A 26,533-nucleotide genomic window follows, 5' to 3' on the forward strand; every position below is an offset into this window, starting at 1 on the left:
TCCGGAGCCTGCTCGGCAGTCGTCATCTGGTGCCTCGCTTCTTCTGTCGTGCCTTGGGTGGGGGGTGGGGGAGCGATGGGACGGTCAGCACCGGCTTAGCGGGCTGGGAGACCCGGCAGGTGTTGCGGCGGAACACGTTGTCCGTGCCGGCGGGGTCCCGGTCGGCCAGGTCGGCCGGGCCGTTGCGCAGCACCACGTTGTCGTGGATCACGTTGCCGCGGTTGGCCGCGCCGACGAAGCTCTTGAACAGCACGATGCCGCCCGACAGGGGGGAGGTGCCCACGTTGTCCACGACCCAGTTCTTCGTCACCAGGGAGTTCTCGGTGCCGGTGAGGACGATGCCCGAGCCCTGCAGAGCGGGCAGCCGGGGGGTCTTGGGGCAGGACCTGTTGTTGGCGTGGAGGTAGTTACGGCGCACGGTCAGCGCTCCGGCGGGCGGCTTGTTCTCGTCGCCCACGACGAACACCGCGGCGCAGTTGCCGGTCGCCTCGTTGTGGTCGACGGTGAGGTTGCGCAGCCGGCGTACCGTGATGCCGATCCGGTTGTCGACCAGTCGGTTGTCACTGATCACCGTCCCCCGGGTGTCCCGGGCGCCCTCCTCGGCGGACACCGTGTTGGCGACGAACAGGCCGGCGTCGCCGTTGCCCCGGGCGGTGTTGTGCCGGAACACCCCGCGGTCGGACCTCTCCTGGGCGATGCCCCACTGGCCGTTGTCCTCGGCGGTCACCCCGCGGACGGTCAGCCGGTCGGTCCCCGACGCCCACAGGCCCTGCTTGGCGAAGCCCTTGACGGTCAGCGCGCGCACGGTGACACCGGTGAGGGGAGCGCTGTCCGTCCCGGTCACGCAGATGCCGTTGCCGGCCTTGGCGCAGACGTCGGCGGAGGCCGGGCCCGGCTCGATGACGGTGCGGCGGGCGCCGGAGCCCCGCACCGTCAGGTCCGGCACGGTGATGCGGACGCTCTCGTGATACGTGCCGGGGGAGATGAGGACGGTGTCCCCCGGCCGTGCGGTGTCCACGGCCTTCTGGATGGACTCGCCGGGCCTCACCAGGTGCACGGTGCGGTGGTCGGCCGACGGGGCGGCGCCCAGCCCCGACGCCATGACGGCCGCGGTGCACGCGAGATAGGCCATCTGTCGTTTGGTCATGGGCCGAAGCTATGAGCGGGGGTTCCGGCACGCCACCGCTGATCACCCAGGTGGACAGCCCTTGTCGCCCCTTGGGTGTGCGCCGGTGTGTCGGTCGGCCACGCGGAGACTCTGACGGGGTATCAGGACGACGGAGGACCCTGCCCGGTACACCGTGTCCGGCGCACGGTGTGGGCACACGGTGGACGACACAAGGTGTCCGGCCCGGGGCCACCGGACCGGCGGAACGCCGCCGCCCCGGCCGGAGGACCCGGCCGGGGCGGCGCAGTCGTGGCCCGTCGGGGCACGACGGTATGTCAGGCGAGGGTCGCGAGCGACTCGTTCCAGGTGGCGGACGGACGCATGATCTTCGCGGCCTTGGCGGGGTCGGGCTGGTAGTAGCCGCCGATGTCGGCGGGCTTGCCCTGGACGGCGAGCAGCTCGTCGACGATCACCGGCTCCTGCGCGGTGAGCGTCTCGGCGAGCGGGGCGAACGCCTTGGCGAGGTCCGCGTCGTCGGTCTGCGCGGCCAGCTCCTGCGCCCAGTAGAGGCCCAGGTAGAAGTGGCTGCCGCGGTTGTCGATGCCGCCGACGCGACGGGTCGGCGACTTGTCCTCGTTGAGGAAGGTCGCCGTCGCGCGGTCGAGGGTGTCGGCGAGGACCTGGGCGCGGGCGTTGCCCGTGGTGGTCGCGAGGTGCTCGAAGCTGGCCGCGAGCGCGAAGAACTCGCCCAGGCTGTCCCAGCGCAGGTAGTTCTCCTTGACCAGCTGCTGGACGTGCTTCGGGGCGGAGCCGCCGGCGCCCGTCTCGAAGAGGCCGCCGCCCGCCATCAGCGGGACGACCGACAGCATCTTGGCGCTGGTGCCCAGCTCCAGGATCGGGAAGAGGTCGGTGAGGTAGTCGCGCAGCACGTTGCCGGTGACCGAGATGGTGTTCTCGCCGCGGCGGATGCGCTCCACGGACAGCTCGGTCGCCTCGACGGGGGACAGGACGCGGATGTCCAGGCCCTCGGTGTCGTGCTCAGGCAGGTACTGCTCGACCTTCCCGATGAGCACGGCGTCGTGCGCGCGGCTCTCGTCCAGCCAGAACACGGCCGGGTCGCCGGTGGCGCGGGCGCGGGTGACGGCCAGCTTCACCCAGTCCTTGATCGGGGCGTCCTTGGTCTGGCAGGCGCGGAAGATGTCGCCGGCGGAGACCGTCTGCTCCAGGACGACGTTGCCGGACTGGTCGACGAGGCGGACCGTACCGGTGGTCGGCACCTCGAAGGTCTTGTCGTGGCTGCCGTACTCCTCGGCCTTCTGCGCCATCAGACCGACGTTCGGCACCGAGCCCATGGTGGACGGGTCGAAGGCGCCGTTGGCGCGGCAGTCGTCGATGACGACCTGGTAGACGCCGGAGTAGCTGCTGTCCGGCAGGACGGCGAGCGTGTCGGCCTCCTGGCCGTCCGGGCCCCACATGTGGCCGGAGGTGCGGATCATGGCCGGCATCGAGGCGTCGACGATGACGTCGGACGGCACGTGCAGGTTGGTGATGCCCTTGTCGGAGTCGACCATCGCGAGCTCCGGTCCTTCGGCGAGCTCGGCGTCGAAGGAGGCCTTGATCTCGGCGCCCTCGGGCAGGGCCTCCAGGCCCTTGTAGATGCCGCCGAGTCCGTCGTTCGGGGTCAGACCGGCGGTGGCGAGCGCCTCGCCGTACCGGGCGAACGTCTTCGGGAAGAAGGCGCGCACCACGTGACCGAAGACGATCGGGTCGGAGACCTTCATCATCGTGGCCTTGAGGTGCACCGAGAACAGCACGCCCTCGGCCTTGGCGCGGGCGATCTGCTCGGTGAGGAACTCGCGCAGCGGCGCGACGTGCATGACGGACGCGTCCACGACCTCGCCGGCGAGGACGGGTACGGACTCGCGCAGCACCGTGGTGGAGCCGTCGTCGCCGACCAGCTCGATCCTCAGCGCGCCGGCCTCGGTGATCACCGTGGACTTCTCGGTGGAACGGAAGTCGTCGACGCCCATGGTGGCGACGTTCGTCTTCGAGTCGGACGTCCACTTGCCCATGCGGTGCGGGTGCGTCTTGGCGTAGTTCTTGACCGAGGCGGGGGCGCGGCGGTCGGAGTTGCCCTCGCGCAGCACCGGGTTCACGGCGCTGCCCTTGACCTTGTCGTAACGGGCGCGGATGTCGCGCTCCTCGTCCGACTTCGGGTCGTCCGGGTAGGCCGGCAGCGCGTAGCCCTGCTCCTGCAGCTCGGCGACCGCGGCCTTGAGCTGCGGGATGGAGGCCGAGACGTTCGGCAGCTTGATGATGTTGGCCCCGGGCGTCTTGGCCAGGTCGCCCAGCTCGGCGAGGGCGTCCGGGACGCGCTGCCCCTCCTCCAGGAACTCGGGGAAGAGCGCGAGGATGCGCCCGGCCAGCGAGATGTCACGGGTCTCCACAGTGACACCCGCCTGCGAGGCGTACGCCTGGACCACCGGCAGGAACGAATACGTCGCCAGGGCCGGGGCCTCGTCAGTGTGCGTGTAGATGATGGTCGAGTCAGTCACCGGGTGCTCCGCTCCACGTCTGCAACATTGCTCGACATCAAGATATCTCCTGAGCGACCCCGGCTCGACAGGGGTCCGCATCCGACCGAGCCCGATCGCGGTTCGATCGACCCCGGGCGGGGTTTTGCCCCGTAACCGTGCGTCACGGCCACCGCCCCGACCACCTCGACGCGCCCGCGAGCCTCCGACCTCCTGGGAGGAGACGCCTTCGGGGGCCACGGGCGCCCGGCGTACGGCATCGGTGGCGCCGCGCCCCCGAGGACGTGTGGCGAGAGTCCCGCCTGCCCCCCACGACGCCCTAGAGCCGGGCCGGCCCGTCCGTGCGGCTCCGGCTCTGCGGCCGCGCGTCCCGCTGGTGCGGTATGCCCGACTCCAGGAGCTCCGCACCGCCCGGCTGCAGGGCGACCGTGCGGGCGGGCGACGGGATGCGGATGCCCTCGTCGCGGTAGCGCTTGTGGAGGCGCTTGATGAACTCGTGCTTGATCCGGTACTGGTCGCTGAACTCGCCCACGCCGAGGATCACGGTCAGTCCGATGCGGGAGTCGCCGAAGGTGTGGAAGCGGACGGCGGGCTCGTGGTCCGGGACGGCGCCCGTGATCCCGGTCATCACCTCGGTGACGACCTCGTTGGTGACGCGCTCGACGTGGTCGAGGTCGCTGTCGTAACCGACGCCGACCTGCACGGTCAGCGTCATCTGCTGCTCGGGCCGGGTGAAGTTGGTCATGTTGGTGCCCGACAGCTGGGCGTTGGGGATGATGACCAGGTTGTTGGAGAGCTGACGGACCGTGGTGTTGCGCCAGTTGATGTCGACGACGTAGCCCTCCTCGCCGCTGCTCAGCCGGATGTAGTCGCCCGGCTGGATCGTCTTCGACGCGAGGATGTGGACGCCCGCGAAGAGGTTCGCGAGGGTGTCCTGGAGTGCCAGGGCGACGGCGAGACCGCCCACGCCCAGGGCCGTGAGCAGGGGCGCTATGGAGATCCCCAGGGTCTGCAGGACGACCAGGAAACCGATCGCCAGCACCACGACCCGGGTGATGTTGACGAAGATGGTGGCCGATCCGGCGACCCCCGATCGGGACTGGGTCACCGACCGGACCAGTCCGGCGATGAGCCGGGCCGCGGTGATCGTCGTGACCAGGATGAGAAGCACGGTCAGCGAGCGGTTGACCGTGCGTCCGACCGGCGCGGTCAGCGGCAGCACCGCGGCCGCCGACGCGAACCCGCCGGCGATCGCCGCCCACGGCACCAGGGTGCGCAACGCGTCCACGATGGCGTCGTCGCCGCTCCAACGGGTGCGCTCGGCGTGCTTGCCCAGCCAGCGCAGCAGCATCCGCAGCAGGAACGCCGCCAGCAGTCCCGCGGCCACGGCTATGCCGGCGATCATCAGGTCGTCCAGGGTGACCGGACGCTTCATCGGTGACCTCCTGGGAGACCGGGGCCGGGGTGAGGGCCCATGGGCCGTATGCGCTGTGTCGTCACTTGCCACCTGCTCGAATCCGGGAACGCACGATCACGCCCGGACGGCCGTTCGGCTTCCGGGGCGACCGCTCATCCTGCCGTACCCGGGGGTAGGTCCGTGACCGGGTCCGCGCACCCGCGCCATTGCCGTCCGTCCGTCACCAGGCCCGCGCACGGCGGCTCTTGACGGAACCGGGCCCCCGGCCGTGCCCTCGCCCGCCTCACGTCCCGCTGAACGAACCGTGCCGCCCGGCTCCCGACGCGAAGCGTGCCGCGCCCTCCATGCCGTCGGCCAACACGTCCATGCCGTGGCGGAGTTCACCGCGCAGGGCGGTCTGCTCGACCAGGCCCTCCTGGTCGAGCACCGAGGCGCGGTCGCTGCGCAGGCAGGACTGGGGGAAGCCGGCGATGTCGGCGGCCAGTTCCTCGGCCGCGGCACGGGCCCGGCCGTTCGGGACGAGGCGGTTGACGAGCCCCATCCCGTACGCCTCGGGGGCGGGAACCGGGCGGCCGGTGAGGATCATGTCCATCGCGCGGCTGGTGCCGATGAGGCGGGGCAGGCGCACGGTGCCGCCGTCGATGAGCGGGACGCCCCAACGGCGGCAGAACACACCGAGGACCGCGTCCTCCTCCGCGACCCGCAGATCGCACCAGAGCGCCAGTTCCAGCCCCCCGGCCACGGCATGCCCCGCGACCGCCGCGATGACCGGCTTGGACAGCCGCAGGCGGGTCGGGCCCATCGGCCCGTCACCGTCCTCGGCGACCCGGTTGCCGTGCTCGGTACCGATCGCCTTGAGGTCCGCGCCGGCGCAGAACGTGCCGCCCTCGCCCCAGAGCACCGCCACCCGGGCCGTGTCATCGGCCTCGAACTCCCGGAAGGCGTCGGCCAGTTCGACGGCCGTCGGGCCGTCCACCGCGTTGCGGGCGCCGGGGCGGGAGAGGACCACCGTGGTCACGTACCCCTGGCGTTCGGTCCGGACCGGCATCCTGCTGCCCCCTTCTCCGGCTGACGTACGTCCGAGGCTACTCCGTGCCGTCCGCCGCCCTGCGGGGCCCGCCGCCGTCCGGGGCCCCTCATCGTGCGGGCCCGCTACCGTGCGGGCCCCGCTTACCGTGCGGGCCCGGTCAGATCACCTTCAGACGCACCAGCGCTCCCAGCGTCAGTGCCCCGGGCAGCAGCGGCAGCCACACCGTGATGATCCGGAACGCCAGGACCACCGCCGTGGCCACCGCCACCGGACCGCCCGCCGCCACCAGCGCCACGACGAGCGCCGCCTCCACCGAACCGATCCCGCCCGGCGTGGGCACCACCGCCACCGCGGCCGTCGCCGCCAGGTACGCGAGAGCCATGTGCAGCGGCGGCACCGGCAGGTCCATCGCCTGTCCCACCGCGGTCAGACCGGCGGCCTGCAGCAGCGGGAAGGCGAGCGAACCGCCCCACAGGGCGCACGCGCGCGCCGGGCGGGAGTGCACCGAGCGCGCCTCGCCGAGCGCGGTGCGCAGGAACGACAGCACCGCCACCCGCAGCCGCCGTACGAGCAGCAGCACCGTCACCGCGACGCACAGCAGTACGCCCGCGCCGAGCAGCAGAGGGCCCGTCGCCCCGTCCGGGAGGAGGCCGCCGATCCGCAGCGCGCCGGGGAACGCGACGAGCAGGCCCGCCAGCAGGGCGAGACGGGCGACCGACTCGGCCAGCATGTACAGCGCGAGCGCCGCGGAGGAGCGGGCGAGCGGAACGCCGCACACCGTCATGAAACGCAGATTGACCGCGCCGGCGCCCAGCCCCGTCGGCAGCAGGTGATTGGCGGCACCCGCCGCGAACTGGGTGGCGAGCAGCCGCCGCGCGGGCAGCCGCTCCACGACCGCGCCCTGCCGGGTGACGGCCGCGGCGACCCAGGTCAGACAGGTCGCGAGGGCCGCCGCCAGCAGCCACGGCCACTCGGCCGCGCGCAGATGGCCGAAACCCTCCGCGAGCACGGCGCGGTGGCGCACGGCGATGACCAGCACGAGGGCGAGCGGGACCAGGCACAGGACCGACCGGAGGGGGAGGCGCCGGGGGAGTCCCTGGAGGGGACCCCGCGGGGGCGTCTGGGGAAAACGGACCGCTGTCACATCCGGAGAGGTTTTCCACACCGCACCAACAGGAGGTTGCGGGCGAGGGTCCGGAGGCTGACGCGCCGGGCAAGGTGCGGGAGGAGCCGGGGCCGGCGCGGTCGGCGGGGCCGTGGATACCGTCGTGGATGCCGTCATGAGTTCCCTGGGTCGTTCCTTCGTGCGCGTGGACTTCTTCCGCGAGACATTGACCTCAACGAAGCTTGAGGTCCTACGGTCACTTCCATGAGCATGGAGACCACAGCCTGGACACAGCTGCACAGCGTGATGAACGCGCAGCAGGAGCGCCGCCCCTTCGCCCGCGCGACACTGCGCCGCATCGCGGCCTTCGCCCGCCCGCACCGCCGCCGTATCGGCCAGTTCGTCGTGCTCAGCGTGATCACCGCGCTGCTGGCCGTCGCGACACCGGTGCTCGCGGGGCGCGTCGTGGACGCCATCGTTTCCCGCGGCGACGAGGGCACCGTCGTCCGCCTTGCCGTGCTCATCGCGATCATCGCGTTCGCCGAGGCGGGACTGGGGATTCTCAGTCGCTGGCTGTCGGCGACGCTGGGGGAGGGGCTCATCCTGGATCTGCGGGCGGCTGTGTTCGATCATGTACAGCGCATGCCGGTCGCGTTCTTCACACGTACCCGTACGGGCGCGCTCGTCAGTCGACTCAACAACGACGTGATCGGCGCCCAGCGCGCCTTCAGCAACACCCTCTCCGGAGTGGTCGGCAACGTCGTCACCCTGCTGCTCACCCTCGCCGTCATGCTGACCCTGTCCTGGCAGATCACGCTGCTCGCCCTGGTGCTGCTGCCCGTGTTCGTGGTGCCCGCGCGGCGCATGGGCAGCCGGATGGCCAGGATGCAACGCGAGGCCGCGCAGCTGAACGCGGCCATGGGCACCCGGATGACCGAGCGGTTCTCCGCACCCGGCGCCACCCTCATCAAGCTCTTCGGGCGGCCCGAGGACGAGTCCGCCGAGTTCGCGGCGCGGGCCGGGCGGGTACGGGACATCGGGGTGCGTACGGCGATGGCGCAGTCGGCGTTCATCACGGCCCTGACACTGGTCTCCGCGCTGGCGCTGGCGCTCGTGTACGGGCTGGGCGGCTGGTACGCGCTGCGCGGCAGCCTGGAACCGGGCGCCGTCGTCTCGCTCGCGCTGCTGCTGACCCGCCTGTACGCGCCCCTCACCTCGCTCGCCGGGGCGCGCGTCGAGGTCATGAGCGCCCTGGTCAGCTTCGAACGCGTATTCGAGGTGCTCGACCTCAAGCCGCTCATCGAGGAGAAGCCGGACGCCCAGGAGGTCCCGGAAGGCCCGGCTTCCGTGGAGTTCGACGACGTCAGCTTCGCCTACCCCGCCGCGGACAAGGTCTCCCTCGCCTCCCTGGAGGAGGTCGCCGCCCTCGACACCCGCGCCGGCGCCGAGGTCCTGCGCGGCGTCTCCTTCCGCGCCGAACCCGGCCAGACCGTCGCGCTCGTCGGCTCCTCCGGTGCGGGCAAGTCGACCATCGCCCAACTGCTGCCGCGGCTGTACGACACCGACGCGGGCGCGGTCCGCATCGGCGGCGTCGACGTCCGCGACCTGAGCGCCGAGTCGATCCGCCGGACCCTCGGCATGGTCACCCAGGACGGACACCTCTTCCACGACTCGGTACGCGACAACCTGCTGCTGGCCCGCCCCGCCGCGACGGAGCAGGAACTGTGGGACGTACTGCGCCGCGCCCGGCTGGAGGAACTCGTACGCTCGCTGCCCGACGGCCTCGACACCGTGGTCGGCGAGCGCGGCTACCGGCTCTCCGGCGGCGAACGCCAGCGGATGACCATCGCCCGGCTGCTGCTCGCCCGCCAGCGCGTCGTCATCCTCGACGAGGCCACCGCCCACCTGGACAACACCTCGGAGGCGGCCGTGCAGGAGGCGCTCGCCGAGGCGCTGGCGGGGCGTACGGCCCTGGTGATCGCCCACCGGCTGTCCACGGTGCGCGCCGCCGACGTGATCCTGGTCGTCGAGGCGGGACGGATCGTGGAGCGGGGTACCCACGAGGAGCTGCTGGCGGCGGAGGGGCGGTACGCGGAGCTGTACCGGACCCAGTTCGACGAGCCCCGGCCGGAAAGCGCCCGGGAACGGAGCCTCGGGCTGATGATGGACTGAGGGGCCACCGGGCCACACCGGCAGGAAAGCCGCACTGCAGGACAATGATGGAGCACTCGGGATCGTCGCATCGACGTAAGGGGAATCCTCATGGGTCAGATCGGATCGATCGGCCTGATTCTGCATCCCAGGCGCAATCCGGGGCCGGTCATCGAATCCGTCGTCCACTGGGCCCGTACGCACCGGACCGAGGTGCTGGGGCTGCCGGACGAGGTGGGACGCATCGCCTGCAGCGCCGTGGCCGTGCCGGCCGACGACCTGGTGGCCCGGGCCGGTCTGATCGTCAGTCTCGGCGGTGACGGAACCATGCTCCGCGCCATGCGGCTGCTCTCCGGCTCCGCCACCCCGGTGCTCGGCGTCAACCTGGGCCGGCTGGGCTTCCTCGCCGAGATCGACGTCGAGGACCTGGCAGCGGCGCTGGACCGCATCGACGGCGGCCGCTTCACCACCGAGGCCCGCATGGCCGTACGGACCCGCCTGCCGGACGGGCGCGAGTGCCGGGCGTTCAACGACATCGCCCTCGTACGGGTGCCGGGCCACGGAATGGCCGCCATCTCCATCAGTCTCCAGGGGGACGAGTTCATCCGATACGCGGCCGACGCGCTCGTGGTCGCCACCTCGACCGGATCGACGGCGTACAGCTTCGCCGCGGGCGGCCCGATCCTCTCGCCCAGGGTGGAGGCCATCCTCGTCGTCCCGGCCAGCGCGCACTCGTCGTTCGACAGGGCGCTCGTCCTGCCGGCGGACGAGCAGGTGGTGCTCGAACTGCTCCCCACGACAGGGCGGTTGGCGGTCGAGGTCGACGGTGAGGTGGTCGAGTACCTCGACGCGGGTGACCGGATCACCGTGACGGCCTGCCCCGCGGTGGCCCATGTGGTGCGCCTCGGCGGCACCACGTTCTACCAGCGGGCCCGCAGGAAGCTCGGCATCAGGGGAAGCCTCGAAGCGGGCCGCCTCCATCCCGACGAGCACGTCGATTTCGCGCTCCACGCCGATATCGCGGAGCAGTGACACACCCGGACTCCGTACCCGTATGCGTGCGAACGAGCCGGTTTCAGGCCGGCCGGCCGGCCCCGGTGAGCGCCGCCCTCTCCCGCGCCGCGCGTACGGCCGCGGACAGCGAGGCGATGTCGTAGGCGCCGTGGTGACGGCGGCCGTTGACGAAGAACGTCGGGGTACCCGAGACGCCGCTGAGATCGGCGGACTCCAGGTCCGCGGCGATATGGGCCGAGCCCACCCCCGCCCGCAGGTCGGCGCGGAAGCGGGCGGTGTCGAGGCCGATCTCCTCGGCGTAGTGGAGCAGGTCCTTCGGCAGCAGGTCCCCCTGGTGCTCCAGCAGCAGATCGTGCATCTCCCAGTAGCCGTCCTGGAGGGCGGCGGCCTCGGCGGCCTCGGCGGCGAGCTGGGCGTTGGGGTGCACGTCGTGCAGCGGCAGATGCCGCCATACGTAGCGCACGTCCCCGAAGTCGGCGAGCAGCTCGCGCACCACGGGCTCGGCCAGTCCGCAGTACGGGCACTCGAAGTCCCCGTACTCGACCAGTGTCACGGGCGCGTCCAGGGGGCCGCGTACGTGGTCGCGTCGCACGTCGACGGAGTCGCTGAGATCCACGATGCCCTGGCTCGTACCGAGGAGGGCCCGGGAGCGGGAACGCTTCGGCAGGGCGCCGATCACCCGGGTGACCAGCCAGGTGAGGACGAACGAGCCGACCACGGCGGCCAGGATCCCGATCTTCGCCTGCGCCAGTTCGTCGCCGTCGAAGGCGAGGGTCGCGATCAGCAGGGAGACGGTGAACCCGACCCCGGCCAGGGTGCCGCCCGCGGTGATGGCGCCCCAGCCGGCCGGCGGCCGGAGGCGTCCGCGGCTGACGCGTGTGGTGAGGAGGGCGGCGCCGATGATGCCGAGCGGTTTGCCGAGGACGTAGCCGAAGAGGATGCCGAGCGTGATCGGCGAGGTGAAGGCGTGCGCCAGCTGGCCGCCGCTGACGGTGATGCCGGCGTTGGCGAGGGCGAACAGCGGCACGATCACATAGCTCGTCCAGGGGTGGAACATCCGCTGGAGGCGCTCGTTGGGGGAGAGCGTCGAGGCCAGTCCCCGGCGTACGGTGCGCTCCAGTTCCGGCGTCGGCTGCTCGCGGAAGCGCCGGAACAGTGTGGTCGCGTGCTCCAGGTCGCTGCGTTCGGCCGGGCGGGCGTACGTCAGCAGACCCATCGCGAGTCCCGTCACGACCGGGTCCACACCCGACTTCAGGAGCGCCACCCAGATCGCCACGCCCAGCACCGCGTACAGGGCCGGGATCCGCATGCCCAGGGTGCGGCGTACCAGGAGGAGGACCGCGAACAGGCCCAGCGCCGTCAGCAGCGCGGGCACCGAGACGGCTTTGCTGTAGGCGAAGGCGATGACGGCCAGTGCGACGAAGTCGTCCACGACGGAGACGCTGAGGATGAAGACCCGCAGACTGCCGGGCAGCCGCGTACCGAAGAGGGCGAGCATGCCCAGCGCGAAGGCCGTGTCCGTCGACATGGCGGTGCCCCACCCCTGCGCGGAGGCGTGGCCCGCGTTGACGGCCAGATAGACCGCGACCGGCACGGCCATACCGCTGAGCCCCGCGAGCACCGGCAGCGTGACCCGCCGGCGCTCCCGTAGTTCGCCCATGTCGAACTCGCGGCGCGCCTCGAGGCCCACGACGAAGAAGAACAGGGTCATCAGCCCGCTGTTCACCCACTCGCGCAGCCCCAGGGAGACCCCGCCCGACCCGATGCGGACCGACAGCTCGGTGTGCCAGAAGGACGCGTACGAGCCGGGCCCGAGGTTGGCCCAGGCGAGGGCCAGGAGCGCCGCGGTGAGCAGCACGGCGGCGCTGCCGGTCTCGGTCCGCAGGAAGTCCCGCAGCGGACCGTGGGCGCTCGTGCCGCACTCGGTCTGCCCCGACAGGAGGGGGCTCTCGGGCGGCTCAGGTGGCTCAAGTGGCACAGTCACTCCGTGATTCTCGCCCCGCGCGTCGACCCGCACCCGGCGAAGCCACGGCGAGGCGCCGCCCCGGCCCCGCTCGGTTCCATGGTGCACCCCTGGTAACTCCCCGCAGGCGGTCCCTCTTCCTTCCCGGGGTCCGCGCGGACGCCTTCCGGGTGTTTCGCGGGGCGCGTCGCGGACGCCTTCCGGGTGATTCCCGGGCGGCCGCCGCGCCTACGAAGGTGTGTGGTGCCGGCGCTGTCCCGTCGGCGCCGGTCCGGCCGCGGCGGGCCCCGGATCCGGCGGAGGGGCGTCCTCGGCGGGACGGCGTCCGCCGCGCAGGGCCGAGGCGAGCGCGGAGACCAGCGCCATGCCCGCGGCCACACCGAAGACGATGGCGAGCCCGTGGTGGAAGGGAGCGGAGACCAGCCGGGGGAAGAAGGTGTGACCGGTCAGGGCCGCGTGCTGGGCCGGGGAGAGGTGGGTGAGGGCTCCACCGGACGCGAGCAGGTGTTCGATGGGGTTGTTGCCGAGGAACGTGGCGAACAACGTGCTCACCGGCGGCAGCGACGCGGCGTGTTCGGCCGCTCCGGCGGGCACGCCGTGGGCCTGGAGTCCGCCGCTGAGGGCCGCGGGCAGCGACGAGGCCAGTCCGGAGACCATCAGGGAGAAGAACACGCCGATGGACAGGGCGGTGCCCGAGTTCTGGAAGGTGGAGCGCATGCCCGAGGCGACGCCGCGGTACTCGGGCGGCACGCTGCCCATGATCGAGGAGGTGTTCGGGGAGGAGAACATGCCCTGGCCCAGTCCGTTGAGCAGCAGCAGCGCCGCGAAGGTCCCGTAGTCGAAGTCGATGGGCAGGGCGAGCAGCCCGAGAAAGGAGACCGCGACGACGATCAGGCCGGTCGTGGAGAACATACGGGCGCCGAACCGGTCCGACAGGTAACCGGACAGGGGACCCGCGATCAGGAAGCCCAGGGTCAGGGGAAGCATGAAGACGCCCGCCCACAACGGGGTGTCCTCGAACGCGTAGCCGTGCAGGGGCAGCCAGATGCCCTGAAGCCAGATGATGAGCATGAACTGCAGCCCGCCCCGCGCGATCGCGGTCAGCAGCGCCGCCAGGTTGCCCGCGGCGAAGGCCCGGATCTTGAACAGGGCCAGCGTGAACATGGGGTCGGCGACGCGCGACTCGACGTAGCAGAAGAGCAGCAGCAGGACGACACCGCCGGTCAGACCGGCGAGCACCCACGGGTTTCCCCAGCCGGTGGCGTGCGAGCCGTAGGGCTGGATGCCGTAGGTGATGCCGACCAGCAGGGTTCCGGCGCCCGCCGCGAAGGTGAGGTTGCCCAGCCAGTCGATGCGGCCGGGGCGCCCCGTCGAGGTCTCCCGCAGGCTCAGATACGACCAGACGGTGCCGGTGATGCTGACCGGCACGCTCACCCAGAACACCGCGCGCCAGTCGACGGCGGCCAGCAGTCCGCCGGCGAGGAGGCCGAGGAACTGGCCGGCGAGCGCGGTGATCTGGTTGATGCCGAGGGCCATGCCACGCTGCCGGGTGGGGAAGGCGTCGGTGAGGATGGCAGCCGAGTTGGCGGTGAGCATGGAGCCGCCGAACGCCTGCACGACGCGCCACAGGATCAGCCACAGGGCGCCGGCGGCGGCCCGGAACGGGTCGAGGGAGAGCGCGACGGAGGCGCAGGCGAAGACGAGGAAGCCCAGGTTGTAGATCTTGACCCGGCCGTACATGTCACCGAGCCGTCCGAGGACGACGACGAGCACCGCCGACACCAGCAGATAGCCCAGGATCATCCAGAGCAGATAGCCGATGTTGCCGGGTGCGAGCGGGTCGAGGCCGATCCCGCGGAAGATCGCGGGCAGCGAGATGATCACGATGGAGGCGTCCATCGTGGCGATCAGCACGCCGAGCGTGGTGTTGGACAGGGCGACCCACTTGTAGCCGGGGCCCGCGGGCAGGTCCTTGCGGCGCACGGAGCGCAGGGCGGACGCGCCGCCTCCGCGCGGACGGTCCGGGCCACGGTCGTCGGGCGCGCGGACGCTCACAGTCGTTCCGCCAGTCGGTCGAGGAGGGGCAGCGCGGCGGCGAGGGTCTCGCGCTCCTGCTCGGTGAACTCGTCGAGGACGGCCGAGAGGCGGTGGACGGACTCGGAGCGGCGTTCCGCCAGCATGGCCCGCCCCTCCTCGGTGATCGCCACGATGATCCGCCGCCCGTCCGTCGTGTCGGGCGCGCGACCGACCAGCCCGCGTTCGCCGAGCGCGGCGAGCGTGCTGGCCATCGCCTGCGGCCGTACGCGCTCCAGCTCGGCGAGGGACCCCGGCGAGCGGGGGCCGTCGGCGGCGAGCCGCGCGAGCACCGAGACGCCGGAGAGCGACACGTCCCCCACGGAGTGGGCCTGGCGCAGGCGCCGGGTCGTGCGACCCACGGCGAGGCGCAGTGCGGAGGCGAGCCGGGCGGTGTCGCCGGGCTCCCGGACGTGCTCGTGACCTGCTTCTGTATCCACCCTCACAGATACTGACACTAGGTTTATCAGGCTGGGCTGATCAATCAAATGTTAGTAATTATCGCGGCCCGGCTGCGTCCACGGAAGTGGGTCGGTGCCTTCACAGCAGGGCGTCGAGCGTGATCGGCAGATCGCGCAGACGCTTCCCCGTGGCGTGGTGGACGGCGTTGGAGATCGCGGGCGCGATGCCGACCAGGCCGACCTCTCCGACACCCTTGGTGCCCGTGGCGGTGCCGCGATCGGGCTCGCCGACGAAGACCACGTCCAGCTCGGGGACGTCGGCGTTCACCGCGATGAGGTAGTCGCCGAAGGTGCCGTTGGCGATGCGGCCGGTGTGCGGGTCGGTGACGGTGTCCTCGTACAGGGCCATGCCGATGCCGCCGACCGTGCCGCCGATGATCTGACTCCGGGCCGTCTTCGCGTTGAGGATGCGGCCGCCGTCGATCGCGGAGACCACCCGCGCGACACGGATGAGTCCGAGATCCGCGTCCACCCGGACCTCCACGAACTTCGCGCCGTACGCACCGGCCGGGGACATGCCCAGCTCGGTGGCGACCGGCGGCGTGCTGTTCCCGTACGCCGTGAGCTCGGACATCCCGTGCCGGGCGAGGATGTCGACGTACGACTCCCCGCGGTCCGGACGGCCGGCCGGGTGGACCCTGCCCCCGCCGCACTCCACGTCGTCGGGGGACACCCCCCGCAGCGGCGAGTCGGTGTCACCGCGTGCGAGCTCGGCGAAGGAGCGCACCAGTCGCCGGCAGGCGTCGTGCACGGCGTTGCCCAGCGCGCCGGTCAGGCCGGAGCCGCCCGCCATCATCGAGTTGGGCATGTCGGAGTCGCCCAGGTCGAAACGGACCAGGTCCAGGGGCAGACCCAGCTCCGCCGCGGCCAGTTGGGCCATGACGGTGTACGTGCCGGTGCCGATGTCCGTCGCCGCGCTGCGCACCAGCGCGCTGCCGTCGCTGTTGACGGTGGCCTGCGCCGAGCAGGGCTGCGCGAAGTAGGGGAACATCGCGCTCGCCATCCCGTACCCGACGAGCCAGTTCCCGTCGCGCATCGAGCGCGGCTCGGGGTTGCGGTCGTACCAGCCGAAGCGCCGCGCGCCGGCCTCGTAGCACTCCAGGATCGCCTTGCCGGTCCAGGGCAGCCCATTGCGCGGATCGACGTCGGTGTGGTTGCGCACCCGTAGGTCCAAGGGGTCCATGCCCAGGGTGCAAGCCAGTTCGTCGAGCGCCGACTCCAGCGCGAAGTTGCCCTGTGCCTCGGCGGGGGCACGCATGGACGTCGGGACGGCGATGTTGATCCGCGCCTGCCGGTCCCGCGTGATCACGTTGGGGCACCGGTAGGCGAACGAGGTTCCGGAGGAGAACGGCTCGAAGTCGTTGTCCTCGATGCTCAGGGAGATGAGGCTGCGGTGGTCGAGGGCGACCAGGTCTCCCTCGCGCGTGGCACCGACGCTCAACCGCTGCACCCCGCTGGGGCGATGCCCGACGGAGGTGAACATCTGCGGCCGGGTCAGGACCAGTTTGACCGGCCGCTTGAGCATCCGGGCGGCGAGGGCGGTCAGGATCACGTGCGGCCACGCGCGCAGTCCGGCGCCGAAGCCCCCGCCGACGTAGGGCACCAGGACCCGTACCGAGCTCTCGGGGATGCCGAAGACCATGGCCAGGGTGGTGCGCACCATGGACGGCCACTGACTGGTGTCGTGGACGGTGAGGGTGTCGCCCTCCCACACGGCGACCGTCGCGAACAGCCCGAGGGGGTTGTTGGTGTTGTCGGCCGTCGTGTACGTGGCCCGGACGGTCACCTCCGCGGACTCCAGCGCCGCGCCGGGGTCGCCGCGCGAGGTGTCCATCTCCCATGGATCGAGGACCTGTTCGGCCCGTGGGTCCCGAAGGTCCAGCAGTGGCTCCTCGACCTCGTAGTCGACCCGCACCAGCCGCGCCGCGGCCGTGGCCTGCTCCGGAGTCTCGGCCACCACGAAGGCGATGTGCTGCCCGTGGTGCACGATCCGGTCGTTCCTCAGCGGCGGTGGCGGCGACGCCCCGAGCACGGTCGTCGGGCCCGTGCCGACGGACGGGGCGTTCGCATGGGTGAGCACGGCCAGCACACCGGGAGCGCCCTCGGCGGCCTCGGTGTGCATACGCACGATGCGGCCCGCGGCGACGGTGGACTGCACCACGGTGCCGTAGGCCTGGCCGGGGATGCTGAAGTCCATCGGGTACGGGGCGGTTCCGGTGACCTTCCGCGGGCCGTCGACCCTGCTGACGCCCGCGCCGACCAGCGGCCTGCTCTCGACGGTGCTCATGCCGTCACTCCTGAGACTGTCTGCAGCTCGCGCACCAGCGTGCGACGGGCCAGCGGCACCTTGAACGCCGTGCCGGGGACGGTGAAGGCATCGCGCATCGTCGCCTCGGCCGCGTCCGTGAACGTGGCGGTCGTGGCCGGCGCGCCCGTCAGCACGTGCTCGGCCTCGTAGGCCCGCCAGGGTTTCGTTCCCACCCCGCCGAGGCCGACCCGGGCGCGCCGGATCGTGCCACCGTCCAGGAGGAGCAGAACGGCGGCGGAGGCGAGGGCGAACTCGTACGACGCCCGGTCGCGGACCTTGAGGTAGCCCGACCGCGCGGCCGCCGGGGGCAGCGGGATCTCGACCTCGGTGATCAGCTCGGCGTGCTCCAGGACGTTCTCGCGCCGTGGGCTCTCGTCCGCCGTCAGATAGAACTCCGTCAGCGGCACGGTGCGACGCTCCGACACCCCCTGGACGTGCACGAGCGCGTCCAGCGCCACCAGCGCGACGGCGAGATCGGAGGCGTGCAGCGCGATGCACCGCTCGCTCGCACCGAGCACGGCGTGCATGCGCGCCACGCCCTCGACCGCGGCGCAACCGGAGTCGGGGGCGCGCTTGTTGCACGCCTGGACGGTCGGGTCGCGGAAGTAGCGGCAGCGCGTGCGCTGGAGCAGGTTGCCCCCGATGGTGGCCATGTTCCGCAGCTGCACCGAGGCGCCCAGCAGCAGCGCCTCGCGCACCACGGGCAGTCGCTCGGCCACCGTGGCATCGGCGGCCAGTTCCTCCATGGTCACCAGCGCTCCCACATGAAGGGATTCGCCGCGGCGTTCGATGCCGTGGAGGGGGAGCCGGGTGATGTCGATCAGCCGCGGTGGCTCCAGGACCCCGTCCTTCATCAGGTCCAGCTGAGTGGTGCCGCCCGCCAGGCAGGACGCGGCCGGGTCGTCCGCCAGCAACCGGACCACTTCCTGGGTGTCGACGGCCCGCACGTAGTCAAAGGTGCGCATCGCGGCCTCCCCGGGACGCCGCCTCGCGTATGGCGGCCACGATGTTCGGATAGGCGCCGCAACGGCACAGGTTGCCGCTCATGAACTCCCGGATCTCCTCGTCGGAGCCGGCCCGGCCCTCGGCCAGGAGAGCCACCGCGGACATGATCTGCCCAGGCGTGCAGAAGCCGCACTGGAAGCCGTCGTGCTCCATGAACGCCTGCTGCACCGGGTGCGGTCCGTCGGGCCCGGAGACCCCCTCGACGGTGGTGATGGCGCGGCCCTCGGCCTGCGCCGCCAGGGTCAGGCAGGACAGCACTCTCCGGCCGTCCACATGGACCGTGCACGCGCCACAGGCTCCCTGGTCACAGCCCTTCTTCGTGCCCACCAGGCCCAGCCGGTCGCGCAGGGCGTCCAACAGGGTGACCCGGGTGTCCAGGCGGAGCGTGTAGGGACGGCCGTTCACGTCGAGTGTCACGACCCGTTCGATGATCGCGGGACGTTCGTCCACGTCCCGCCTGCTCGCCACGTCCGTCATCGCGTCCTCCTCCGGACGGGTCGCGAACGACTCGAGCCCCTCCTGGGGCCGGATCCGGTGAGTTGATTCGGCTGATATGAGCTACTTCATGAATGTTTCCCACCATATAGGCCGAACAGGTGATTCCGCGCGGGCACCGGTCCGGACAGGGGCCCACCCCGTACGTTCCACGGGCCTCCGCTAGAGGACGCCTCCGCACACCTCGCCGGATCTCCGCTCAAGGTCGTCTCCACTCGGAGGGCTCCACTCAGACGACCGGCGGCCGCCCCGCGCTGTCGGCCGCCGGGCCGGCGGCCGGGCCGGCGCGTACGACGGCCTGGTCGCCGTGCGGCCCGAACAGGTGCAGGATCTCCACCGCTTCGGCACCGGCGGGCCCGAACCAGTGCGGTTCGTCGGTGTCGAACTCGGCCACCTCGCCCGGCCGGAGCGTGACCTCGCGCTCCCCGAGGACGAGACGGAGCTCACCGGCGAGCACGTAGAGCCATTCGTAGCCGGAGTGGGTCACCAGCCTCGGTTCGCGGTACGCCAGCACCTGCTTGAAGACCTGGACCCGGCCGGGGTACTGCGTCAGCGGGACGAGGACGCTGCCCGGCTTCCGGCTCCGCGGCTGGAGATGGACCCGCGGGTCGCCGGTGGCCGGTGCCGCCACCAACTGGTCCAGCGCGACACGATGGGCCCGGGCGAGCGGGATGAGAAGGTCGAGCGTCGGGCGGCGCAGGCCCGACTCCAGGCGCGACAGCGTACTGACGGAGATCCCGGTGTCCTTCGCGAGTGATTCGAGGGTGAGGCCCCGGTCGCGCCGCAGGGCGCGCAACCGGGGCCCGACAGCGGCGAGGAGTTCCGCGAGTTCGGCGTCCATGGGGCCATTTTGCGGTCTCCGCAAAGAACCTGGTTCCGGCACCTCCCCCGACGCGAGCCTGAGCGGGAACCGATCCCGTACCGAAGGGGGACCTCCCGTGCTCACGACATCCCTGGCCGCACCACCCTCCCCACTGAGCGCGCGCCGCCGCTGGACGGTGCTGGCCGTCTGCGCGCTCAGCATGTTCCTGGTGGGGGTGGACACCACGATCGTCAACGTGTCCCTGCCCGAGATCGGGCGGGGCCTCGACACGGGCACCCGCGGTCTGGAATGGGCCGTCGACGCCTACACCGTGGCCCTCGCCGGCCTCCTCATCGTCTCCGGCGCGCTCGCGGACCGCTTCGGACGCCGCCGGATCTTCCAGTGCGGACTGATCGTCTTCGGTCTGGCCTCCCTCGTGTGCGCGCTCGCCCCGTCGCTCGGCGTGCTCGTCGCCGCCCGGGCCGCCCAGGGCGTCGGCGCCTCGATGCTGAGTCCGGTGGCCCTGGCGATCGTGGTGAACGCGATGCCCGACCCGCGGGAACGGGCCCGCGCGATCGGTGTGTGGGCCTCGGTGTTCGGGCTCAGCATGGCGGTGGGCCCGGTCACCGGCGGGGTGCTCATCGCCGCCTTCGGCTGGCGTTCGGTCTTCTGGATCAACGCCCCGGTCGTCGTCGCCGCGCTCGTCCTGGTCGCGGTGTTCGTGCCGGAGTCCCGCGCGGAGCGCCCCCGGCGCCTGGACCTGCCCGGCCAGGTGCTCCTCGCCGCGGTCCTCGGCCTGTCCGTCGGTGTGCTGATCGAAGGCCCTCGCATCGGCTGGGCGTCGCCCACGGCCCTCGTCTGCTACGTCCTGACCATGGCGGCGGCGGCCGGGTTCGTCCAGGTCGAACTGCGCCACGGCGAACCCCTGGTGGACCTCCGCCTCTTCCGGCGACCGCCGTTCGCGTCGGCGGTGCTCGGCGCCGCGGCGGTGTTCGTCGCGCTGAACGTGAGTCTGCTGCTCAACACCCTCTACCTCCAGCACACCCGTGGCTGGACGCCGCTCGCGAGCGGCGCCTCGACACTGCCCATGGCACTCGGGGCCACGCTGTGCGCACCGTGGTCCGGCACCCTGGTCGGACGTTTCGGGCCGCGGCGTCCGCTGATCCTCGCGGGCGGGTTCATCGCGGCCGGCGGACTGTGCCTGACGAACCTGCGCCAGGACACGAGCGTGCCGCTGATCCTCCTCGCCCATCTGCTGATCGGCGTCGGGTTCGGCTTCGCCAACGCTCCCCTCACCAACACCGCGGTCAGCGGTCTGCCGCGGTCCCGGGCGGGTGTGGCGGGGGCGATCACCTCCACCGCGCGCCAGGTCGGCGCGGCGATCGGGATCGCCGTCGCCGGAGGCATGGCCGCGGGGGCCGGCCCCGCGGGCCTCGCCGCCGCGTCACATCCGGGATGGCTGCTCGTGACGGCCTGCGGGCTGTTCCTCCTCGTCGTGGCACGCGCCTCACGGAACTGAGACCGCGCCCTCCGGGGGACCGCCGCCCTCCGGGGGACCGCCGCGCTCCGGGGGATCGCCGCCCTCCGGTGGATCGCCAGGACGTGGTGCGGGGGGAACGGCGCCTGGCACTCGGCGCGGTAGCGGCGGCCCCGGACCCGGCACGGATCGGGAATCCGGCCCCGGAAAACGATCGATTTACGGACAGGACAGTGGCTTTCGGCCCGACAGAACGTCAGTTTCCGCTGTGAACCGTGAAATTGACGGTACGCACGGAACAAACGGAAGGAGGACGCCGGGGTGGCGGATGAGGGTCGTCTTCCGTTCCGCGACCGTTCAACTCGCCGTCCCTGACTTCGATGTACGCCACACCTAGGGTCCTTGAGAGCTTCGAAGGAAGGGCCTCATGGACACTCTCCCCGCAGTCCGGGCGCGCGGGATCACCAAGTCCTTCGGCGACGTCGTCGCACTCGACGGCATCGATCTGGAGGTGACGCGGGGCCAGATCCACGGCTTGGTCGGACCGAACGGCGCGGGCAAGACGACCCTGCTCGGTCTCCTGCTGGGTCTGGCCGTCGCCGAGGGCGGCCGTCTCGAGGTCCTGGGTACACCGGTCGGGCGTGCGCTCGCGGCTCCCGAGGGTGTCGCCGGCTTCGTGGACGGGCCGGGCCTCTATCCCTCGTTGACCGCCCGGCAGAACCTCGCCGCGCTGGCGGCTCTCCGTGGCCGCGAGGCGCGGACGGCGGGGATCGACGAGGTGCTCGATCAGGTCGGGCTCACGGACGTCGCCGACGACCGGGCCCGGGGCTTCTCCCTGGGGATGCGTCAGAGGCTGGGGCTCGCCGCGGCTCTGCTCACCAAGCCGCGGCTTCTCGTGCTGGACGAGCCCTCCAACGGTCTCGATCCAGCCGGCAAGAAGCACGTCCACGGTGTCCTCGCGCGGCTTGCCGCGGAGGGAACCAGCGTGGTGCTCTCGAGTCACCGTATGGACGATCTCGAGGCCCTGTGTTCCGAGGTCACCATCCTCGCGACCGGGCGGGTGGTCTTCTCCGGCCCGCTGGGCAAGCTGGCAGCCGAGAACGGTGCACTCGACTACCGGGTGCTCACCTCCGATCCGCAGGCCGCCCGTCGGCTGGCCACCGGTACAGCCGGGATCCAGGTCGTCGGCCCCGCCGGGGCGTGGCGTGATGCGGAGTCCCTCGTCGTGCGGGGGCTGGTACCTGCCCTGGACGACCTGGTGGTGCGGCTCGTGCACGCGGGCATCGCGTTGCGCGAGTTCGCCCCCGTGGTGTCCCCGCTGGAGGCCGCGTTCCTCGCCCTCACCGAGCAGCAGGAGGCGGCCCGATGACCGCGACCATCACCGAGAACGTCACGGTCGGCACCCCGAGGGTGTCGGTGGCACGCGCTTACCGCTTCGAGCTGGTCAAGCTCCTCTCGCAGTGGCGGATCCGCCTCGTGATCCTCGCCTGCTGGATCGCGCCGGCGCTCTTCGTCGCCGCGGTGAGTCAGCAGGACTCGCTCCCCGTGGACACGCTCTTCGGCCGCTGGATGCACGCCACAGGGTGGGCCGGACCGCTGGTGGTCCTCGGATTCGCGGGCACCTGGGCGCTCCCGCTGCTGACCTCACTGGTAGCCGGTGACGTGTTCGCCTCCGAGGACCGCCTCGGCACATGGCGTCACCTGCTGGTGGCGGTCCGCTCGCCCCGGCGGATCTTCGCGGCGAAGGCCCTGGCCAGCCTCTCCGTCATCCTGTCGCTCGTGGCCGGACTGGTCTGTTCCAGTGCGGTGGGCGGGGTGGCAGCGGTCGGGAACCAGCCGCTGGTCGGCCTCGACGGTCACCTGCTGTCGGCGGGCGACGCCGCCGGGAAGGTCTTCCTCGCCTGGGCCTGCGCACTCGCCCCCACGCTCGCCCTCGCGGCGATCGGACTGCTCGGGTCCGTCACGCTGGGGCGCTCCCCGATGGGACTGCTGCTGCCGGCGCTCGTCGCGCTCGCCATGCAGCTCGCCCAGATGCTGCCGTTGCCCGTCGCCGTGCGCCTCGCCCTGCCCGGGTACGCCTTCATCTCCTGGAACGGCCTGTTCACCAGTACGGCGCAGCTGGACCCGCTCCTGATCGGCATCGTGGTCAGTCTGGTGTGGGCCGTGGCCGCGACGGGACTGGCCTGTCTGCTGTTCCTGCGACGGGACTTCACCAATCTCACCGACGACGGGTCGCCGCGCCGCGCACTCGTCGCCGGAGTACTGCCGCTCGCCGCGCTGCTCGCCCTGACGGTCGGGGTCGTCGCCGGGACGACCGGGGCCATGGGCTCTGGAATCGAGCGGACAAAGGTGCAGGACTCGGTAGCCGTGGCGTTCGCCCATCTCTACCGCAGGCAGACCGAGGAGCTCAACCGCCCCGCCGTCACCGAGGCGCAGCTGAAGGCCAGTGCGGCGTGCACGAAGGGCAGCGTCACGGACGGTGCGCAAGGAGCGGGAAACGACTGGCGCTGTGTCGTGTCCTGGCATCTTCCCGACGTCGTGGCCACCGGCACGGCCATCTACCAGCTCGACGTCACCCCGGACGGGCGGTTCGTCGCCGACGGCGACGGGCCGAAGGAGGTGAACGGCTTCTTCCTGGTGCGCACCCCGGTCGGGGACGCACCGAACCCGCTCTGGCAGTTCGACGGCAACGTCGAACTGCTGGGCTCCACGAAGGGATGACTCCATGCAGGTAACACGCCGCAGGCGGGCCGGGAATGGCCGTCCGGGCCTTCTCAGCAGACGCGTCGGCCGGATACCACTGGTGACGGCCGGTATCACCGCCCTCGCTGTCGCCGCCGCCGGTACCGCTCTCGCCCAGACACGGCAGTTCGGCACCGAACAGGTCGGCCAGACCACTCATAACGGTCAGGTCGTCTCCAGCGACCAGTACATCGCTCCGTACGGCGACCGTCTTGTCATCGGCAACGGCAAGATCATGTCGTCGTCGGTCAGCCCGGACGGCACCCATCTCGCGGCCTCGGTCACCGACGGTGGTGCGGCGCTGTCGATCGTGGACCTCAAGAGCTGGAAGGTGCAGCAGCTCGTCAGCAGCGCCGCGTCGTCGGTTCCGCGCATCAGCGGCAACGACGTGGGCCAGGAAGGCCCCACCTACTCGCCCGACGGCAAGCAGTTGTGGCTGGGCCGGACCGACGGATACACCAGATTCAGTGTGAACCCGGACGGCAGCGTCGCGGGCCCGGTCAACATCCCGATCCCGGCGGACGGACCCAGGCACGCACTGGTGGGCGAGGCGGTGTTCTCCCCCGACGGGGCCACCGTGTACTCCGCGGTCAACGGACAGAACCGCGTCGTCGCCCTCGACGCGGCGACCGGTGTCGTCCAGCGGAGCTGGACCGTGGGCAACGCCCCGCGAGACATGGTCCAGGTCGGAGGGAAGCTCTACGTCAGCAACGAGGGCGGCCGCCCGGCGAGGCCCGGCGAGACCACCATCAACTCCTACAACACGCAGGTGCCGGCCGACCCGGTGACCGGTGCCACGACCACCGGCACGGTCAGTGTCATCGACCTGAAGAAGCCGGACGCCGCCGTCACGAGCATCAACGTCGGTCTGCATCCGACCGCGATGTACGCGAAGAAGGGGGCGCTGTTCGTCACCAACACCGCCACCAACGACGTGTCGGTCATCAGGACCGCCAACGACAAAGTCGTGCAGACCATCGCCACGCAGCCGTGGCCGGAGGCGTCGGTGGGCTACGAGCCCGACGCGGTGACGCTCACCGACGACGGCCATCTGCTGGTGACGCTCGGTCGCGCGAACGCGGTCGCCGTCTACCGGTACACGAGCCCGCAGGAGCCGGTCAGCTTCGTCGGACTGCTTCCGACGGACTACTTCCCCGCGGAGATCGCCACGGCCGGCAACCAGGTCGTGGTCTCCAACACCCGTGGCATCGACGCCCGTCGAACCACCACCAGCGCCGGGCACGGCACCCACGACACCACGTCGAGCCTGACCCGTTTCACGCTGCCCGGCGACCGGGTCATCAAGTCCGAGACGGGCAAGGTCTTCAAGCAGAACGGCTGGACCGGCGACTCGGTCAAGCTCGCCAAGGGCAGGAGCAAGGCGAAGCCGGTACCCGTCCCGGCGAAGCTCGGCGACCCCTCGACGATCAAGCACGTCTTCATGATCGTCAAGGAGAACCGGACCTACGACCAGGTCCTCGGTGACATCCCGCAGGGCAACGGCAGCCCCTCACTGACGCAGTTCGGCGAGAACGTGACACCGAACCAGCACGCGCTCGCGGAGCAGTTCGGGCTGTACGACAACACGTACGACATCGGCACGAACTCCGCCGAGGGGCACAACTGGCTGATGCAGGCCGACAATCCCGAGTACACCGAGTCCTCGGCCGGCGAGTACCTGCGCAGCTACGACACCGAGGACGACGCTCTCGGCCACCAGAAGTCCGGCTTCCTCTGGACCGGCGCCCAGGCGGCGGACAAGTCGGTCCGCGACTTCGGTGAGTTCCACCAGTTCCTGACCAAGCCGACCGGTTCGACCTGGCAGAACCTGTACTGCGACTCCAAGAACATGAACGCGACGGGGCAGCAGTCCGCGTACTCCCTGGTCTCCTCGTCACCGATCCCCTCGCTCAACAGCGTGTCGGTTCCCGCCTTCCCGAAGTTCGACACCAGCGTCCCGGACGTCTACCGGGAGGAGATCTGGAAGCAGGACTTCGAGAAGAACGGGCCGGCGAACCTGAACATGTTCTGGCTCTCCAGTGACCACACGGGTGGTCCGGCGAGCCCGGCCGCCCAGGTGGCGGACAACGACCTCGCGGTCGGCAGGATGGTCGACGAGATCTCGCACAGCAAGTACTGGAAGGACTCCGCGATCTTCGTCGTCGAGGACGACTCCCAGGCCGGCCTCGACCACGTCGACGGCCACCGTGCCCCGGTCCAGATCATCAGCCCCTACGCCCGGCACGGCGTCGTCGACAGCCACTACTACTCGCAGATCACGATGATCCGCACCATCGAGCAGATCCTCGGGATCCACCCGATGAACCAGAAGGACAGCGCGGCCACCCCGATGAGCGGGGCGTTCACCAAGAAGGCGAACCTCGCGCCCTTCGACGCCCTGGCCAACCGCACCTCGCTGACCGACGGCCTGGCGACCCCGCCGGCCTGCGGCACGGACACCCCCGCGCCGCAGAACCCCGAGGCGGCGGCCGTGCCGACGACGAAGGTCCCGGCCGACATGCGGCCGCTCGCGTCGCAGTGGGACACCTGGAAGTCGCAGCAGCGGCTGACCGGACCCCATGCCGTGCCCGACTACGCCAACCCCGCACAGATGAACCACCTCACCTGGTACCAGACCCACAACTGGAAGCAGCCGTACCCCGGCGAGAAGAAGATCTTCGCGCCCAAGGACGTGCCCGGCGCCTACATCCCGTCGTCCGAATCCGACGGCTGACCCTGGGCGTAACCAGTGAAGGGGCTCCTGGCCGGCACGGTCGCCGGCCAGGAGCCCCTTCCGTCCGCGCCTGGGGGGGGCACCCCTGCGGGCTCGGCGCCGACCGGCCTCGCG

The 26,533-nt window shown here is 71.3% G+C and carries 18 protein-coding genes; 6 read left to right on the forward strand and 12 right to left on the reverse strand.

Annotation, left to right across the window (positions count from 1 at the left end; translation table 11 throughout):
* Positions 1–22 precede the first annotated feature (22 nt).
* The 5 genes from HEP85_RS33510 to HEP85_RS33530 all read right to left on the reverse strand — a co-directional run bounded on the left by HEP85_RS33510 (position 23) and on the right by HEP85_RS33530 (position 7,233).
* The gene (locus tag HEP85_RS33510) at positions 23–1,147 is read right to left on the reverse strand and encodes a nitrous oxide reductase family maturation protein NosD (RefSeq protein WP_369657950.1); all 1,125 of its coding nucleotides are present in this window, start codon (positions 1,145–1,147) and stop codon (positions 23–25) included.
* A 296-nt stretch (positions 1,148–1,443) separates the two neighbouring features.
* The gene (locus tag HEP85_RS33515; protein WP_168531276.1) at positions 1,444–3,663 is read right to left on the reverse strand and encodes an NADP-dependent isocitrate dehydrogenase; all 2,220 of its coding nucleotides are present in this window, start codon (positions 3,661–3,663) and stop codon (positions 1,444–1,446) included.
* A gap of 298 nt (positions 3,664–3,961) precedes the next feature.
* Positions 3,962–5,077, reverse strand: coding sequence for a mechanosensitive ion channel family protein (locus HEP85_RS33520; RefSeq protein WP_168531277.1), 1,116 nt, complete (start codon positions 5,075–5,077; stop codon positions 3,962–3,964).
* 265 nt (positions 5,078–5,342) lie between these two features.
* Positions 5,343–6,107, reverse strand: coding sequence for a crotonase/enoyl-CoA hydratase family protein (locus HEP85_RS33525; RefSeq protein ID WP_168531279.1), 765 nt, complete (start codon positions 6,105–6,107; stop codon positions 5,343–5,345).
* A gap of 139 nt (positions 6,108–6,246) precedes the next feature.
* Positions 6,247–7,233, reverse strand: a complete 987-nt coding sequence (locus HEP85_RS33530; protein ID WP_168531281.1) for a lysylphosphatidylglycerol synthase domain-containing protein — start codon at positions 7,231–7,233, stop codon at positions 6,247–6,249.
* Positions 7,234–7,464: 231 nt separating this feature from the next.
* Here HEP85_RS33530 and HEP85_RS33535 point away from each other — a divergent pair, with 231 nt between their 5' ends.
* A complete protein-coding gene (locus tag HEP85_RS33535) occupies positions 7,465–9,366 on the forward strand; it encodes an ABC transporter ATP-binding protein (protein WP_211118266.1) in 1,902 nt (633 codons plus the stop codon).
* A 90-nt stretch (positions 9,367–9,456) separates the two neighbouring features.
* Positions 9,457–10,377 (forward strand): NAD(+)/NADH kinase, encoded by a 921-nt coding sequence (locus tag HEP85_RS33540; RefSeq protein WP_248002172.1) that lies wholly within the window; start codon positions 9,457–9,459, stop codon positions 10,375–10,377.
* 43 nt (positions 10,378–10,420) lie between these two features.
* On the opposite strand, the gene nhaA is transcribed toward HEP85_RS33540, so the two are convergent.
* From nhaA to HEP85_RS33575, 7 genes are all read right to left on the reverse strand, one after another.
* Positions 10,421–12,343, reverse strand: a complete 1,923-nt coding sequence (nhaA, locus tag HEP85_RS33545) for a Na+/H+ antiporter NhaA (RefSeq protein ID WP_369657951.1) — start codon at positions 12,341–12,343, stop codon at positions 10,421–10,423.
* 207 nt (positions 12,344–12,550) lie between these two features.
* Positions 12,551–14,221 carry an MFS transporter gene (locus tag HEP85_RS33550; protein WP_248002542.1) on the reverse strand — a complete coding sequence of 557 codons (1,671 nt, stop codon included), beginning with the start codon at positions 14,219–14,221 and terminating at the stop codon, positions 12,551–12,553.
* Between the two features lie 152 nt (positions 14,222–14,373).
* The gene (locus tag HEP85_RS33555) at positions 14,374–14,835 is read right to left on the reverse strand and encodes a MarR family winged helix-turn-helix transcriptional regulator (protein WP_248002174.1); all 462 of its coding nucleotides are present in this window, start codon (positions 14,833–14,835) and stop codon (positions 14,374–14,376) included.
* 100 nt (positions 14,836–14,935) lie between these two features.
* Positions 14,936–17,143 (reverse strand): xanthine dehydrogenase family protein molybdopterin-binding subunit, encoded by a 2,208-nt coding sequence (locus tag HEP85_RS33560; RefSeq protein ID WP_365217961.1) that lies wholly within the window; start codon positions 17,141–17,143, stop codon positions 14,936–14,938.
* On the reverse strand, positions 17,140–18,129 hold the full coding sequence (locus HEP85_RS33565; RefSeq protein WP_168531286.1) for a xanthine dehydrogenase family protein subunit M: 990 nt from the start codon (positions 18,127–18,129) through the stop codon (positions 17,140–17,142). Before HEP85_RS33565 ends, HEP85_RS33560 begins: the two co-directional genes overlap by 4 nt.
* A complete protein-coding gene (locus HEP85_RS33570) occupies positions 18,116–18,646 on the reverse strand; it encodes a (2Fe-2S)-binding protein (protein ID WP_168531288.1) in 531 nt (176 codons plus the stop codon). Before HEP85_RS33570 ends, HEP85_RS33565 begins: the two co-directional genes overlap by 14 nt.
* 247 nt (positions 18,647–18,893) lie before the next feature.
* Complete coding sequence (locus HEP85_RS33575; RefSeq protein ID WP_168531290.1) at positions 18,894–19,505, reverse strand: helix-turn-helix domain-containing protein; 612 nt, start codon at positions 19,503–19,505, stop codon at positions 18,894–18,896.
* A 97-nt stretch (positions 19,506–19,602) separates the two neighbouring features.
* Between HEP85_RS33575 and HEP85_RS33580 the strand changes: the two genes are divergently transcribed.
* From HEP85_RS33580 to HEP85_RS33595, 4 genes are all read left to right on the forward strand, one after another.
* Positions 19,603–20,985, forward strand: coding sequence for an MFS transporter (locus HEP85_RS33580; protein ID WP_369657952.1), 1,383 nt, complete (start codon positions 19,603–19,605; stop codon positions 20,983–20,985).
* A gap of 385 nt (positions 20,986–21,370) precedes the next feature.
* A complete protein-coding gene (locus HEP85_RS33585) occupies positions 21,371–22,312 on the forward strand; it encodes an ABC transporter ATP-binding protein (RefSeq protein ID WP_168531292.1) in 942 nt (313 codons plus the stop codon).
* Positions 22,309–23,664 carry an ABC transporter permease gene (locus tag HEP85_RS33590; RefSeq protein ID WP_168531293.1) on the forward strand — a complete coding sequence of 452 codons (1,356 nt, stop codon included), beginning with the start codon at positions 22,309–22,311 and terminating at the stop codon, positions 23,662–23,664. Before HEP85_RS33585 ends, HEP85_RS33590 begins: the two co-directional genes overlap by 4 nt.
* Before the next feature lie 4 nt (positions 23,665–23,668).
* Entirely contained in the window at positions 23,669–26,419 is a 2,751-nt protein-coding gene (locus HEP85_RS33595) for an alkaline phosphatase family protein (RefSeq protein WP_168531294.1), read from the forward strand.
* The last annotated feature ends 114 nt before the right edge of the window (positions 26,420–26,533 follow it).

This window comes from Streptomyces sp. RPA4-2 (assembly GCF_012273515.2).
Lineage (GTDB): Bacteria > Actinomycetota > Actinomycetes > Streptomycetales > Streptomycetaceae > Streptomyces > Streptomyces kaempferi.